This is a genomic window from Hyphomicrobium sp. (genome assembly GCF_051860585.1).
Lineage (GTDB): Bacteria > Pseudomonadota > Alphaproteobacteria > Rhizobiales > Hyphomicrobiaceae > Hyphomicrobium_C.
Genome location: NZ_JBHYDS010000006.1, coordinates 84770 through 99860, shown reverse-complemented (window position 1 = coordinate 99860; position 15091 = coordinate 84770). Strand labels below are relative to the sequence as shown.

The 15091-nt window shown below is 64.8% G+C and carries 14 protein-coding genes; 8 read left to right on the top strand and 6 right to left on the bottom strand.

All coding sequences use genetic code 11. The annotated features are described in order from the left end of the window. Positions 1-3: 3 nt before the first annotated feature. Positions 4-366, bottom strand: a complete 363-nt coding sequence (locus ACTIFK_RS11255) for a response regulator (protein WP_439543164.1) — start codon at positions 364-366, stop codon at positions 4-6. 32 nt (positions 367-398) lie between these two features. Continuing rightward, entirely contained in the window at positions 399-956 is a 558-nt protein-coding gene (gene hpt / locus ACTIFK_RS11250; RefSeq protein ID WP_439543163.1) for a hypoxanthine phosphoribosyltransferase, read from the bottom strand. A 335-nt stretch (positions 957-1291) separates the two neighbouring features. Between hpt and ftsE the strand changes: the two genes are divergently transcribed. From ftsE to ACTIFK_RS11215, 7 genes are all read left to right on the top strand, one after another. Continuing rightward, a complete protein-coding gene (gene ftsE, locus ACTIFK_RS11245) occupies positions 1292-1948 on the top strand; it encodes a cell division ATP-binding protein FtsE (protein ID WP_439543162.1) in 657 nt (218 codons plus the stop codon). Continuing rightward, positions 1932-3053, top strand: a complete 1122-nt coding sequence (locus ACTIFK_RS11240; RefSeq protein ID WP_439543161.1) for a cell division protein FtsX — start codon at positions 1932-1934, stop codon at positions 3051-3053. Before ftsE ends, ACTIFK_RS11240 begins: the two co-directional genes overlap by 17 nt. Before the next feature lie 166 nt (positions 3054-3219). Then, entirely contained in the window at positions 3220-3861 is a 642-nt protein-coding gene (locus ACTIFK_RS11235) for a YdcF family protein (RefSeq protein ID WP_439543160.1), read from the top strand. Between the two features lie 195 nt (positions 3862-4056). Continuing rightward, positions 4057-4791, top strand: coding sequence for a lysophospholipid acyltransferase family protein (locus tag ACTIFK_RS11230; protein WP_439543159.1), 735 nt, complete (start codon positions 4057-4059; stop codon positions 4789-4791). A 225-nt stretch (positions 4792-5016) separates the two neighbouring features. After that, complete coding sequence (locus tag ACTIFK_RS11225) at positions 5017-5394, top strand: response regulator (RefSeq protein WP_439543158.1); 378 nt, start codon at positions 5017-5019, stop codon at positions 5392-5394. A gap of 566 nt (positions 5395-5960) precedes the next feature. Continuing rightward, positions 5961-9482, top strand: coding sequence for an LAGLIDADG family homing endonuclease (locus ACTIFK_RS11220; RefSeq protein WP_439543157.1), 3522 nt, complete (start codon positions 5961-5963; stop codon positions 9480-9482). A gap of 339 nt (positions 9483-9821) precedes the next feature. After that, on the top strand, positions 9822-10256 hold the full coding sequence (locus ACTIFK_RS11215; RefSeq protein WP_439543156.1) for a hypothetical protein: 435 nt from the start codon (positions 9822-9824) through the stop codon (positions 10254-10256). Between the two features lie 115 nt (positions 10257-10371). Here the strand turns inward: ACTIFK_RS11215 and crcB are convergent, their stop codons facing one another. The 4 genes from crcB to hisC are packed head-to-tail and all read right to left on the bottom strand — an operon-like array spanning position 10372 to position 13563. Then, positions 10372-10752, bottom strand: a complete 381-nt coding sequence (gene crcB / locus ACTIFK_RS11210; protein WP_439543155.1) for a fluoride efflux transporter CrcB — start codon at positions 10750-10752, stop codon at positions 10372-10374. A gap of 4 nt (positions 10753-10756) precedes the next feature. Further along, positions 10757-11482, bottom strand: coding sequence for a gamma-glutamylcyclotransferase (locus ACTIFK_RS11205; protein WP_439543154.1), 726 nt, complete (start codon positions 11480-11482; stop codon positions 10757-10759). A gap of 18 nt (positions 11483-11500) precedes the next feature. Next, positions 11501-12463, bottom strand: a complete 963-nt coding sequence (locus ACTIFK_RS11200; RefSeq protein WP_439543153.1) for a prephenate/arogenate dehydrogenase family protein — start codon at positions 12461-12463, stop codon at positions 11501-11503. Further along, a complete protein-coding gene (hisC, locus tag ACTIFK_RS11195) occupies positions 12460-13563 on the bottom strand; it encodes a histidinol-phosphate transaminase (protein WP_439543152.1) in 1104 nt (367 codons plus the stop codon). The genes ACTIFK_RS11200 and hisC overlap by 4 nt, the downstream gene beginning before the upstream one ends. A gap of 252 nt (positions 13564-13815) precedes the next feature. Between hisC and ACTIFK_RS11190 the strand changes: the two genes are divergently transcribed. Continuing rightward, on the top strand, positions 13816-15054 hold the full coding sequence (locus ACTIFK_RS11190; protein ID WP_439543151.1) for a hypothetical protein: 1239 nt from the start codon (positions 13816-13818) through the stop codon (positions 15052-15054). The last annotated feature ends 37 nt before the right edge of the window (positions 15055-15091 follow it).

Below are 15091 nucleotides of genomic sequence, written 5' to 3'. Positions count from 1 at the left end.
CGCTCAAGCGAGCAAGGCGCGCACGGCAGCCCGGATTTGATCGAGCGTGAACGGCTTGATGATGACACCGAGGTTCGCGGATTTGAGCGCCTGCGCCCGGTCCAGTTCCTCGGCAAAGCCGGACATCAGCAACAATTTGAGGTCCGGAGCCGCCGCAATCGCCCGCTTGGCGAGCGCCACACCGTCGAGCCCCGGCATGTGCACGTCCGAGACGAGGACATCGAACGTTGCCGCCGCCGAGGTCAACGTGTCGAGCGCCTCCGCGCCGTCCTGGGTGATCGACACCGTATGGCCGTCCGTCTCCAACGCACGCTTGACGAGATCCCGGGTCGCCTCGTCGTCGTCGGCCAATAGGATCCGTGCCATCGTGCGCTCCCCCGAACGACCCTGCGAAAAACCTAGGTCTCTTTTTGCGTCATCCGTCCCACGAACGGCAGCTCGCGAAACCGGTGCGCCACGTCCATGCCGTAGCCGACCACGTACTCGTCCCCGCCTTCGAAAGCGCTGAAGTCGGCCTGCACGTTGACGGCGCGCGGCACCTTCTTGTCGATCAGCACGCAGGTCAGGATCTCTTTCGCGCCACGCGCTGAGATCAGGTCTTTGGCGAACACCAGCGTACGGCCGGAATCGAGCACGTCGTCGACGAGCAGCACGTTGCGCCCCTCCACGCCGAGATCGAGGTCGCGCAGGATCTCCACCTTGCCCGACGACGTCCGGCTTTTGCGGTAGCTCGACAGCGTCAGGAAATCGACCTCCGGTTCGAAGCCCGACCGGTGCAGGGCCCGGATCAGGTCGGCCGCGAACACGAAGCTGCCCTTGAGAACGGCGACGACCAGGGGCCGCTCGAGCTTGCGCGCGATAATTTCCTGCGCCAGTCCCTCGAGACGGGTCGCGATCATGTCTGCCGAGTAGATCACTTCCACGTCGGTCTGCGCGCCGGATGTCATATCCGTCATGCCTTCTCCTTCTCGGCGCCCTCCGGCGCACCCCTTCTTGGCGCCCTCCGGCGCACCCGATTGCAGCCACATCGGGCTACGAATCACCGTTGAAATCATGAGTTTGCGGGGCGATGCTTGCTCGAACCCGATGTCCGGCAAGCCGCCGCAGGCCCTGTTCCGGACTATTGGGTCAAGGGACGGGCAGCGCAAGTGGGCCCGATGAGATGTCGTGAACAACGGTCACTCTTGTACATGCCGCCGCCATATTCGTAACCAATTGATACGGCCCCAAGCTTCACGCATATAGGCGCACTGATGCCAGACCCTCATGAGATGATCCGGAGCCAGAGACCGTGATACGGTTGAACAATGTCGGTCTCAAATACGATAGCGGTCCGGAGATCCTGTCGGAGGTCAATTTTCACCTTCGCCCGGGCTCGTTTCACTTTCTCACCGGCCCGTCCGGTGCGGGCAAATCTTCGCTGCTGCGGCTGCTATTCATGTCGCTCCATCCCACACGCGGTCAGATCGAGCTGTTTGGGCAGGATGTGAGCCGCATCACGACCAGCAAACGCGCGCCGCTCAGGCGCCGCATCGGCATCGTCTTCCAGGACTTCCGGCTGCTGGAGCACTTGACCACCTGGGAGAACGTGGCCCTTCCCCTGCGCGTCGTCGGCAAACGCCTCGACGATTACAAGGAGGATGTGACGGACCTTTTACAGTGGGTCGGCCTCGGAGATCGCATGCACGCCTATCCCTCGGTGCTGTCGGGCGGTGAGAAGCAGCGTGCCGCCATCGCGCGCGCCGTCATCGCCAAGCCCGAGCTGCTGCTCGCCGACGAACCGACGGGCAACGTCGACCCTCAGATGGCGCGGCGCCTGCTGCGTCTCTTCATCGAATTGAACCGGCTCGGCACATCTGTTCTGATCGCCACCCATGACCATCAACTGATGCGGCAATTCAAAGCCTCTCGCCTGGAGCTGTACGACGGTCATGTCCGCATCGTATGATAAACCCGACCGACCGATGCTGCGCGGCCTCGACCAGCCGCAACGCGGCTACGAGTATGATCAGTACGAAGACGTCGCCGTGACGCAGGGCGGTCATACGCAGGGCACCTACGATCCCAACTCCGAGGCCGCTCTGAGATCGGAGTACGAGCGTCAGTCCCGCCCGGACATCTTCGCGCCCCCGCGTGAGGCGCGGAAAGAGCAGTCGATGGCGGCGCCGATCGTGCCGGCCGGATCGGTCACGGGCCGGTCGCTGACCCTCGTCATCACCATCATGTGCTTCCTGGCCTGCCTCACCGTCGGCGCGGTCTACATGATCCGCCAGTCGGCGAATTCGTGGCTCAAGGACATCGCCAGCGAGATCACCGTCCAGGTCATTCCCAAGGACGGCACCGATACCGAAAAGGTTGTCCAGCAGGTCGCCGCGTATCTCAATCAGCAAAGCGGCGTCAGCTCCGTCAAGGTGCTCTCGACGGCTGAATCCGCCGCCCTGCTCGAGCCGTGGCTCGGTTCCATGGATGACCTCTCGGCCTTGCCGCTGCCGCGTCTCATCGCCATCGAGCTGGATCGCGCCGGCTCCCCCGACGTCGACATGATGCGCACGGGCCTCGCGGCGCAGTTCGACGGCGCCACCCTCGACGACCACCGGCGCTGGCAGCAGCAGATAGCCACCATCACCAACAGCTTTTCGCTCGGCGGGCTCGCCATCCTGGCGCTCGTCGCCATGGCCACGACGGCGATCATCGTTTCGGCCACCAAAAGCTCGATGGCCTCGAACCGCGAAATCGTGGAGGTCCTCCACTTCGTCGGCGCCAACGACCGCTTCATCGCGCGCGAGTTCGAAAAGCACTTCCTGCGCCTCGGCGTCCGTGCCGGACTGGTCGGCGCGTCCCTCGCGCTCTCCGTCTTTATCCTGATGCCGACCCTCGTGCAGGTCCTGGGCGGCGGCAGCATGACCCTGACGGAATTGCACCGCCTCGTGGGCTCCGGCTCCCTCGATCTCGCGGGCTACGTCCTGATGGGGATCGTGGTGGTCGTCGTGGCGGCCATCTGCATGCTCACGTCCCGATTCGGCGTCTTCCGGATCCTGAACAGCCGGCACTAATTTCCCCCCTGACAAACCGGTGGATTTGCGGCGTTTTTTATCGGTTAATCAACGCCTCGGTTGGCCAAACCGGCATCTGTCACAAGGCCGGCCAAATCAGCTAGTCTGCTGACCTCAGAGAAACACGCGCGTGCGGTCCGGCGCATGCGGAAACCTTGAAAGCGGAATGCGGTCGAGACGCGCCATCGTCGGCATCCTTGGACTGTCGCTGTTCGTCGTCGGGTTCGGCTTCGTGCTGTTCGCCAACGCCGTCATGCGACAGCCGGAAACGCGTGACCAGCGCGCCGACGGCATCGTTGTCCTCACCGGCGGCCAGACCCGCATCGAAGAGGCCGCCCGCCTGCTCAAGGACGGTCGCGGCGAGCGTCTCCTGATCTCGGGCGTGAACACCAAGATCGGCCGCTCGTCGCTCATCAAGATTTCCGGCCTCGACGAACAGACCTTCAGCTGCTGCGTCGACCTCGGCTACGCGGCACTGAACACCGTCGGCAACGCGGACGAGACGCGCCGCTGGGCGGAAGCCTTCGGCTATGAGCGGCTCATCGTGGTGACGGCGAGCTATCACATGCCGCGCAGCTTGGCCGAGTTAGCGCGCGCCATGCCGAATATCGAACTCCTGCCGCATCCCGTCGCACCCGACGACCTGCGCCACAAGGTCTGGTGGCTCGACCCCACCACGACGCGCCTGCTCGCCCAGGAATACGTGAAGTTCCTGCCCGCCGCGATCCGCCTCGCCGTGACGCGCGGCATGGCCCCTTGGCAAGCCGACTCCGTCACGGCATCATCGGCTACGCCGAGCAAGTCATGACGAAGTCATGCCGTGAAAGTCGTGAGGCCTACGCCGACCGAGCAAGTCATGGGGCTACGCGGAGCAGAAAATGAGGCCACGCCACTCGGATCCTGACAGCGGCCTCACCCATCGACGAATACGCAATCCCGGCATACGCCCGCTTCCAGCCATCAGCGCACGCCTGGCCAACTCTTAGCGACCGATCACCCTCAGATGCTTCTTCTCCGCTCTCTGCTGTTCGCCCTGGCCTTCTACGTCACGACGGCGTTGATGCTCGTCTTCGGCTCCTGGCTTTTGATCGCACCACGGAGTTGGGCGATGGCCGGCCTCAAGCTGCACGGCATCATCTGCGTCTGGCTGTTGCGCGTGATCGCCGGCACGAAGCTCGAGGTGCGCGGCCGCGAAAAGCTTCCCGGCGGCGCCTACCTCGTCGTCTCCAAGCATCAAAGCGCCTGGGACACGTTCGGCCTCGTGCCGCTGTTCCGCGATCCCGCCATCGTCCTCAAGGACGAGCTGAAATGGATTCCGTTCTACGGCTGGTTCTGCGTCAAGTTCGAGCACATCCTCGTCAAGCGCGACAAGGCGGCGAAAGCCCTGAAGCAAATGACGGCGGACGCCCAAGCGCGCGCCGCGCAAGGCCGCGAGATCGTGATCTTCCCGGAAGGTACGCGCCAGGCCCCCGGCGCGCCGCCGGACTACAAACCCGGCTACGTCGCGCTCTACGAGGCGCTGGAGCTTCCGTGCGTACCGCTGGCGCTCAACTCCGGCCTCTTCTGGCCGCGCCGCACGCTGCTGCGCTACCCCGGCACCATCGTCGTCGAATTCCTCGACCCGATCCCGCCCGGCCTGCCGCGCAAGGACTTCCGCAAGATCCTCGAAGCCCGCCTGGAGGAGGCGGCCCAGCGTCTCGTCGCCGAAGGGCGCGCGTCACAGTTTGAGAATCCTTGAACGCACGGCGGCGCCCAACCCTGACGCGCCGCCAGGGCAATAAACGTGCTAGGGTCCGACACGGCCGCAACACCGAGCCCGCTTTAGCTTCACGGGCTTTGCCTTTCCCAGTCGACCATCTCTTTTTGTTGCGCGTTTGAGGATTGATCGACGCTCGGGACATCCGCGACCTAGAAGTCGCCCTGCCTCTGGCAGCTTGCGCTTTGCCGCGTGACTGGAAATCTGATGCCGCACCCGACCCTCGCAGGGCGGTTCATCCTCATCGTGGAGGACGAGCCGTTGATTGTCTTGGACATGACTGATGCGCTTAAGTGCACCGGAGCCGCAATAACTTCTACCAACACCGTCAAGCACGCCATGCTGCTCGTGGAGCATAATGGTTTGGCCGGAGCCATCCTCGATCATGCGCTGCCCGACGGCGACTGCTCGGACCTGTGCGCGCGCCTCACGGAGCGCGGTGTACCGTTCTTGATCTACAGCGGTTACAATCACATCGAAGGCCCTTGCACCCACGTGCCGTATTTGACGAAGCCGGCGACTGCCGAAATGCTGGTCGCGGCCGTCGAAAAGCTCATTAATGGCACGAACGCGCGGGCAGATTGATCTGCTCATCGGGGCTACGACACGACTTCATTTCGGGTAGTGGACCACCGTTAATCATCATACGGCGGAACTAAAAGGCGGCAGGTCTGTTAGTTTCCGCAACACCGAGTCCGCTCTAGCTTCACGGGCTTTGCCTTGTCCAGTCGATCATTACGATTGTTGCGCCCTTTGGGGATTGATCGACGCTCGGGTCATCTGCAACCGTCTCACTCGGTTGCCCCTGCCTCCAGCACTTGCGCTTTGCCGCGTGACTGGAATTCCAATAGCCACCCATACCCGTGAAGGGCTCTCGATCCTCATTGACGCGGACGACCCACTGATCCTGGATATGACTGACTCCGCTTTGGAACGTGAAGCGAGGGCGGGCGTCTGCGCGGCCATCGATGACCTGATCAAAGGCACGGATGTCTCTGTCAAACTTCATGACGCCATCGGTAAAATTTCAAACTGAGGCACCACCCCATTCCGCTAACCGTAATCCAGAACAAATGAGAACATAAAAAGAACATTTGTTTGACGACGCCCCACCTCGCCCCTATATTTGGCGCACAGAGGGTGAGGCGCGAATGACGGACACTCCGGACTTCCTGGCCCCGATCTCGGAAGAGATCTGGCGGCTGAAATACCGCTTCGAGGGCGAATCCGGCGGCGACGAGACGCTGGCGGATACCTTCCGGCGCGTCGCGAAGGCGGCCGCGTCGGTCGAGAAGGGCAAGCGCGCGCGCGCGCGCTGGAGCGAGACGTTCTACGACAGCCTGTCCGACTTCGGCTTCCTGCCTGCCGGCCGCATCCTCGCGGGCGCCGGCACCGGCCGCGCCGTCACGCTCTTCAACTGCTTCGTCATGGGCCGGATCGACGACGACCTCGGCGCCATCTTCGAAAACGTCAAGGAAGCCGCCCTGACGATGCAGCAGGGCGGCGGCATCGGCCACGACTTCTCGACGCTCCGCCCCCGCGGCGCACGCGTCAAGAGCATCGGAGCCGACGCGTCCGGTCCCGTCAGCTTCATGGACGTCTGGGATTCGATGTGCCGCACCATCATGTCGGCCGGCCAGCGGCGCGGCGCGATGATGGGCACGCTCGCCTGCGATCATCCCGATATCGAAGCGTTTATCGACGCCAAGTCGGACCCGGCCCGGCTGCGCAACTTCAATCTCTCGGTGCTCGTCACCGATGCGTTCATCGCCGCCGTGCGCGCCGACCGGCCGTGGGACCTCGTCTTCGGCGGCACCGTGGTCCGCACGGTGCGCGCCCGCGATCTCTGGCGCCGCCTGATGCGCGCCGCCTACGACTATGCCGAGCCCGGCGTGATCTTCATCGATCGCGTCAACGCCCGGAACAATCTTTCCTACTGCGAGGAGATCCGCGCCACGAACCCGTGCGTGACGGCAGACACCTGGGTGCATACCGGCCTCGGCCCGCGCCAGGTCTCCGACTTGATCGGAACGCCATTCACGGCACGGGTGGACGGCGAGGATTGGCACTCCGAAACCGGGTTCTTCAAAACCGGTCGAAAGCCTGTGGTCAAGCTGCAAACCAAGGACGGATTCACCGTCCGGCTGACCGGAGATCACAAGGTCCTCGCGGTCGGCTCGCTAACCAGGGACGACCGCACCACGACATGGCGGGAAGCCCGCAGCCTGCGGCCCGGCGAAAGCGTGGTCTTGTCCAATCATCGGCCGAACGCCGAATGGGGCGGACCGGAGACATTCGAGCAAGGCTACTTGCTCGGGCTTTTGATCGGCGACGGCACTCTGAAACAGGACGGCGCCGTCCTGTCAGTGTGGAAACCGCTCAAAGTCGGAAACGGGGACTCCGGACCGCACGGTGTCGATGGCGTGATGGCGGCTGCGGAGCGCGCGGCACGCACCTTGCGGCATCGGGCGGATTTTGTCGGCTGGTTCGAGGTGGCCGGGCGCTCGGAGTGGCGGCTCAAGCTCGCCGCGTTGCGAGATCTTGCCGGCACGTTCGGTATGATGCCGGGAGACAAACACATCGCCCCCAGGGCGGAGCAGACATCGTCGGCGTTCCATCGCGGACTGCTTCGAGGTTTCTTCGATACCGACGGATCCGTTCAGGGGACGCAGCTCAAAGGGGCGAGCGTCCGCCTCGCTCAGTCGGACCTGCCGCGCCTCGAAGCCGTCCAGCGCATGCTCGCGAGATTGGGAATCTGCGCGAAGCTCTATCGCAATCGCCGCACGGCAGGCGCAAGGAAGATGCCCGACGGCAAAGGCGGCATCGGCCTTTACCCGGCCAAGGCCCACCATGAGCTGGTCATAGCCGGCGACAACCTCGCTCAATTCGCGGCTCGCGTTGGCTTCTCGGACGAGGAAAAAAGTCGAAAGCTCGCGATCATACTGGCCAGCTATTCCCGCTCGCTCAATCGGGAACGATTCTGCGCCGAGGTTCATTCGGTTGAACCCGACGGGGAAGCCGACGTCTACGACGTGAGCGTGCCGGGCCGGAACGCCTTCGATGCCGGTGGCTTGATTGTGCACAACTGCGGCGAGCAGCCCTTGCCGCCCTACGGCGCGTGCCTCCTGGGCTCGATCAATCTCGCTGAACTCGTGACGCAGCCGTTCGAAGCCAACGCGGCCATCGCGACCGCCGCGCTCGAACAGCGCGTGCAAACGGCCATCCGCTTCCTCGACAACGTCATCGACGTCTCGGGCTATCCGCTGCCGGCGCAGCGCGAGGAAGCAAAGTCCAAGCGCCGCATCGGCCTCGGCGTGACCGGGCTGGCCGATGCGCTGATCGCCCACGGCGTGCGCTACGGCACCCCGGAGGCCGAGGCGCTGGCCCAATCCTGGATGGCCGTCATCGAGCGTTCGGCCTACCTCGCCAGCGCGGAGCTTGCCGCCGAGAAGGGCGCCTTTCCGCTGTACGACAAAAAGCGCTTCCTGGCGTCGCCCAACGTCGCGCGCCTGCCCGAGGACGTGCGTGAGGCGATTGCGCGCAACGGCATCCGCAACGGCTGTCTCACGTCGATCGCACCCACCGGCACGATCTCGCTTTTCGCCGGCAATGTGTCGTCCGGCGTCGAGCCCGTGTTCGACTTCCGCTATACGCGCCGCGTTCTCGGCAAGGACGGAGCGCACCGCATCGAGGAGGTCGAGGATCTCGCCCACGCGCGTTTCCGCCGCGCGCACGGCGCCGACGCCGCTCTCGGACGCGCGTTCGTCTCCGCCGCGGACCTGACTCCGCATGAGCATCTCGTCATGCAGGCGGCGCTCCAGCGCCACGTCGACAGTTCGATCTCGAAGACGATCAATTGCCCGCCCGATATTTCGTTCGAGGCCTTCGAGACGATCTATCTCGAAGCCTTCGACCTCGGCCTCAAGGGCTGCACCGCCTACCGGCCGAACGACATCACGGGCGCGATCCTCGCGCCCATCTCGTCGCCCGTTGTTGAGCAGGTGGAGGCGGAAGAGGCAGAGCGTGCGGCGGCCACCGCTCTGCCCGCAAGCACACTTCCACTCGCCGTGCCCGCGATGCCCGCCGCCGCCCGGCACGGCGACATCGTCTACATGACGCAGCCGCTGGAGCGCGATCCCGTGCTCGCCGGCTACACCTACAAGATCAAGTGGCCCGAGAGCGACCACGCCATCTACGTCACGCTGAATGACATAGACTCGGGTGGCCGCCGCCGCCCGTTCGAGATCTTCATCAACACGCGCAACCTCGAGCACTATGCGTGGACCGTCGCGCTGACGCGCATGATCAGCGCCGTCTTCCGCCGCGGCGGCGACGTCTCGTTCGTTGCCCATGAACTCAAGGCAGTCTTCGATCCGCAGGGTGGCCGCTGGATTGGCGGGCGCTACGTGCCGAGCCTGCTGGCCGCCATCGGCGAGGTGATCGAAACGCACATGCGCCGCATCGGCTTCATGACGCCGGACGACGCGCAGGATGTTCCCGCAACGACCTCACTCGCCTCCGTTGGAGAGAGAGGGAGCCCCGGCGCATCCACGGCCGGCGGCGGCCTTGGCGTGCACGGCGGCCGCAGCTGCCCCCGTTGTGCGGCCCAGGCCTTCATCAAGGAAAGCGGCTGCTGGACCTGCCGCGCCTGCGGCTTCTCGCGCTGCGACTAGCCGGAGAGCCTCGCGGGAAGGAGATGAGGGAACGAGCCGGAGGACGGACAGGAGATCGTGACCGTTCCATGGCAGATGCCCGAAATCCGCCCCGGGCCTACGGACGGCACACGGAGGGTGTTGCAAGGACGCATGTGGTTAACCCCATGACTTACGGGACACGTTCCGCAGGGAACAGCAGCAGAGCGACGGCCATTGTTAGGGTGCAGACAGTCGCAAATGCCCAGAAATGACTGAGATGGAGCCACATTTCGGCTGAAAATGCTCAGCACTCTGGGAACAGTTCAGTGGTTGGTTTGTAGCGTCGAGCGCCGCGTAAACGGCAAAGGATTTTCGGTCATGGGAGCGCGTGTCATTCAACTCGCAGACTATAGAGCCCGCCGCTCGGCCCTGAACCCCGAGCTGGCCATCCTGGACACAACGTCCGAGCTGACCGATCGCTTCCACTTCTGGAGCGGCGCGTCCGGCCAGCGCTACGTCCACACGGTCTACGATCTGATCGACTGCCCCGAAATCCCGGCCGCGAACTTCCTGCTCGTCCATCGCGAAAAATCCGGCCGCCGCACGGTCCTCGCCATCGGCCACGCCACGCATGCCTCCGGTTCGCTCAATCTCGCCGAGATCCGCCAGCGCGCCGCGCGCCTCGGCGCCAACGAGGTCCACGTTCATCTTCTCGCGCCGTCCGCCCAGCAGCGCCGCATGATCGAGCTCGATCTGCGCGCCGGCAAGATCGACGGAGTATCGGACGATCGCATCGCGGCCACGCGTCATTAAGAGAGTGGCGACGCGTCACTAGAAAAATCGGCCACACGTCACGAGACGTCTCCCCGTTAAAGCCAACACATCGCGCCGCTCCCAGCCGGCGCGATTTTTTGCGCCGAGCGCTGCTCTACGCGAGCCATGCTCGCATCGCCCACAAACCGGCACACAGCCCGAGAATCGAGAGTCCGACGCTCGCCACCACGTAAATCGCGGCAGTCCCGGCTTCGCCGCGCTCGATCAGCGCGACCGTATCGAGTGAGAACGCCGAAAACGTCGTGAAGCCGCCGAGCACGCCCGTCGCCAAGAACAGCCGCAGCGACGGATCCCCATCTCCAGACGACGCGAACCACGCCGCGACAAGCCCCATGACCGTGGACCCGATGACGTTGATGGCAAGGATCCCGTACGGAAACGCCGCCCCGAGCGCAGCCGTGATCCAGGCGTTCAGCCCATGACGCAGCACGCCGCCGAGGCCCGCGCCGACGAAAATCGCAATCACGGCGTTCATGACGTCACTCCTGCTCCTCAGGCGTCTGTTCGGTGCGCCTCCCGGCTCGCACGCACTTGGCGCGAAACCCGAAGCGATTGTCCTGCACGGTGCGCGGCAGATGCGTCGGCCGCGAAGCCCAGGCGCGCGTGAGGCCCACCGTGCTGCGGGGCGCCCCATCCCGCAAGACGGCGCGTCCGGCCAGCGCGCCGGTCAGCGCCACGAGACGATCCAGTCGCGCGTCCTGGATGCCAAGGCTGCGCAGATGCCGGTGCGTGCTCAGGAGATAATCGAGATTGGTGCCGCTCCGCCCGGCCGACCGGCGAATGAGCGTGGCCTCGCGGGCGAGCGTCAGGACGCCGGCATAGGCCGGATGCGCCCGTTCCGCGATGTAGGCGAGCGCGAACACGCTCTGCAGCGGCGCGCCGGAAGGGTCCTGGGCAAGATCGACCGGAATGAATGCTTCCCGGTAGACCCCGTAGATCAGCTCGCGTCGCCGGAGGTAAGCCAGCGTCTCGGCATGCGTATCGGGCGCGATCCGAAAGGCGATGCCATGGCAGACGCCGCCGCGGTCGAGCCCGAGCACCAGCCCGGGCTGGCGCGCCGTACCGCGATAATGAACGGAGTAGATGCAGAACGCGCGATGAAAGCCGCGCAGCGTCGCGGGTCGCGCCTCGGCATACGCGAAGCCGGGATTCCACATCAGCGACCCGTAACCGAAGACCCACGTTTCGGCAGGCTTGAGCGTCATCCCGCCGCTCCCTTTCGCTCAGGTCTCGGTCTTCGCCTTGGTCTCGGTCCGCTCCGTCACCTTGCGCACCGCGCCGCGTCCGAAATCGGCGGTCGCGGTATCCTGGCCGGCCTGGATGACTTCACGGCGAATGGCGCGCGCATCGGTGAACATCTCGTGCAACGTGTCGCCGTCACCGAACCGGATGGCGCGCTGAAGCGTCGACAAATCTTCGGAGAAGCGGCCGAGCATGTCGAGCACCGCATCCTTGTTGTTCAGGAACACGTCGCGCCACATCGTCGGATCGGAGGCGGCGATGCGCGTGAAATCGCGGAACCCGCCGGCCGAGAACTTGATGACCTCGCTGTCCGTCACCTTTTCGAGATGCGCCGCGGTGTTGACGATGTTGTAGGCGATCAAATGCGGCACATGGCTGGTGATCGCGAGCACCAGATCATGGTGCTCCGGCGTCATCACCTCGACCTTGGAGCCCAGCGCCTCCCAGAAGCTCTGCAACTTCTCGACGGCCTTGCCGTCCGTGTCGGCCTCGGGCGTCAGGATGCACCAACGGCCATCGAACAGCTCGGCGAACCCGGCTTCGGGGCCCGATTGCTCGGTGCCCGCGATCGGATGACCGGCCACGAAATGCACGCCCTTCGGCACGTGCGGCGCGACATCGCGCACGATGGAGGCCTTGACCGATCCGACATCGGTGAGGATCGCCCCCGGCTTCAGGCTGCGCGAGATTTCCTTGGCGATCGGTCCGCACAAACCAACGGGCGTGCAGAGGATGACGAGATCCGCCCCTTCGACGGCTTCCGCCGGCGAAACGAACCCTTGCTCGATAAGGCCGAGGCGCATGGCCGTTTCGACGGTCGCGGGCGTGCGCGCCGAGCCGACGATGGACCCGGCGAGACCTGCGCGCCGGCTGGCGTGGCTGATGGAGGAGCCGATCAGGCCGATGCCGATCAGCGCGATCCGTTCGAACATCTTGCCGCTCATGAGCGCGCCCCCGTGAACGCGGCGAGCGCTTCGATCACCTTGCGGTTCTCGGCCTCCGAACCGACGGTGAGCCGCAACGCGCCCGGCAGGCCATAGCCCGCGACGCGGCGGAGAATGATCGCCCGGCCCTTGAGGAAGGCATCGCACGCGGCGGCGTCCTTCCCCGGTGTGTCCGGGAAATGGATGAGAACGAAGTTCGCGACGCTCGGCGTAACGCTCAGCCCGAGCTTTTCGATCTCGGCCGTCAGCCAGGGCAGCCACTCGTCGTTGTGGCGCACGGCGGCTTCGATGTGCGCCCAGTCCGCCATGGCCGCGGCGCCGGCCGCGATGGCGGGCGCCGAAAGATTGAACGGACCACGGATGCGGTTGAGCGCATCCGCCACGGCAGGCGGGCAATAGGCCCAGCCGATGCGCAGCCCGGCAAGCCCGAAGATCTTCGAGAACGTGCGCGTCATCACCGTGTTGTCGGTGGTGGCCACGAGTTCGAGCCCGGCTTCATAATCGTTGCGGCGCACATATTCGGCGTAGGCCGCATCGAGCACGAGCAGCACGTTGCCCGGCAGCGCGGACCGCAACCGGCGCACTTCGTCGATGCCGAGATAGGTGCCGGTCGGATTGTTCGGATTGGCGAGAAACACGACTTTCGTGCGTGACGTCACCTTGGCGAGGATGGCATCGACATCCGCTTTGAGATTGGTCTCGGACGCCACGACGGGCGTCGCCCCCGCAGCCAGCACGACGATGCGATAGAGCAGAAATCCGTGCTCGGTGTACAAACCCTCGTCGCCCGGGCCGAGATAGGCATGCGCGATCAGGCTGATGAGTTCGTCGGATCCCGCGCCGCAGACGATCCGCTCCGGCGCGAGACCGAACCGCCGCCCGATCGCCGCGCGCAACACGGCCGCTTCACCGTCCGGATAGCGTTCGAGACCCTTTGCACCGGCAGCCGAGAATGCGGCCACCGCCTGCGGGCTTGGACCGAGCGGCGTTTCGTTCGAGGAGAGCTTGATCGGCTTCTGACCGCCCGGAACCTGGCTGGCGCCGGGAACGTAGGCGTCGATGTCGAGAACACCCGGTCGTGGTGTGGGACTGAGGGCCATAGAGAGGCTCGGCTTTCAGGCTTTGACGTTGGGAGCCAGCGGTCACTGGCGCGGGCCCCGTGATACCGAGCGGACCGGCAAAGCGCAAAGGTTTAAGCGCGCAGGAAACGCACGCGAGCGCACGAAAAAACGAGCCGCACGGCATGTGACGCCGTCCGTGTTTACTTACTTTTAGCGGCGACAACCGCATGCTTAGTTATTGATTTTATTTAGTAAATTAATGTGGTCCTCCGAAAGATAGAGGAGTAATCCGTGGCGCAGCCGCGTGTGAGAACTTGGCCGAGCGCGCCTTGGGCAGTCGTCGCCCTCGCGGGTCTATGCGGACATGCGCCGCAGGCCGCCGCCGATCGCCTCGGCGGCAGCAACCTTCCGCAATCGAAACCACCCTCCCTCAAAGGCCGCATCAGCGAGGATGGTGCCACCGTCGCGCTCGTCTACGGCACAAGCGTGGGCGCGACGACCAATGCAGGACCGACGCTGCTCGAAAAGCCGAGCGCCTTTCTCGACACCTCGCTCGGCTACGCCCAGATCGTCAAGACGGCACTCGGACGCGTGGACCTGGCCGTCAACCTCACCAATCGAACCTACACCAGCTTCAGCGAGGCCGACGAACTGACCGGCACCGCGGCCGCCGCGCTGACGCACGACTGGGGCAACGCGCAAACCTCCGTTGCGCTGACCGCTGCAAACAGCAGCGATGTCGAGGAACGTCTCACCGAAACCAGTCTCGTGGTCGAGCATGTCCTGACGCTGTCCGGCACGAAGCCTTACGTCCGGGCCGAGACCGCACTCTTGGATTACCGCGATCTGCCCGGCCCCGCCGGCCCGTTCCAGAGTCAGGACGACCGCGACCGCATCTCGTCGCGCGTGCTTGCAGGCTTGCGCACCACCCTCACGGATCACCTCACGCTCGAGACCGGCGCCGGCGTCGACGTCAAAACCTACCTCGAACGCACCGATGATTTTGGCGTCGAGCGCGACAGCGTCAGCGTGTTTCCGCTGATCGGCCTCGCCTACGCCGGTGAGCGCGCGAGCTTCCGCGCCGTCTACACGCCGTTTCTGCGCATGTACCGCGAACCGCTGTTCGATGATGCCTGGAAACACGGCTACCAGATCGAGGGCGAAGCAAAACTATCCGACGAATGGAAGGCCTTCGGCGCTGCGCGCTATGGATTCGAGGAAACCGACTTCCTGATTGCAAGTTCCGCCTACGAGCGGGTCATGCTGGGCGGACTGACGCTGACGCTCCCGCAGGGCGTGCTGACGTTCGCGGCCTCGCGCTCATGGCGCACCTATGACGGTCTTGGCCTGCTCGCCATCGGCCGAGCCGACGACAAGACGGAATTCGCCATCAGTGGAGACATGCCGGTGGGGGAAAATATTTCGCTGAACGCGCGGGTGTCTTATCTCGCCTACGAAAGCTCGTTCGGCTTCCTGGAGACGGACGCGCTCACCGCATTGGTCGGGCTGTCTTACGCCGTCACAAGGTAGCAGCCAGGGCGGCGCAAGGAGGTCACGCCGCCCCGAA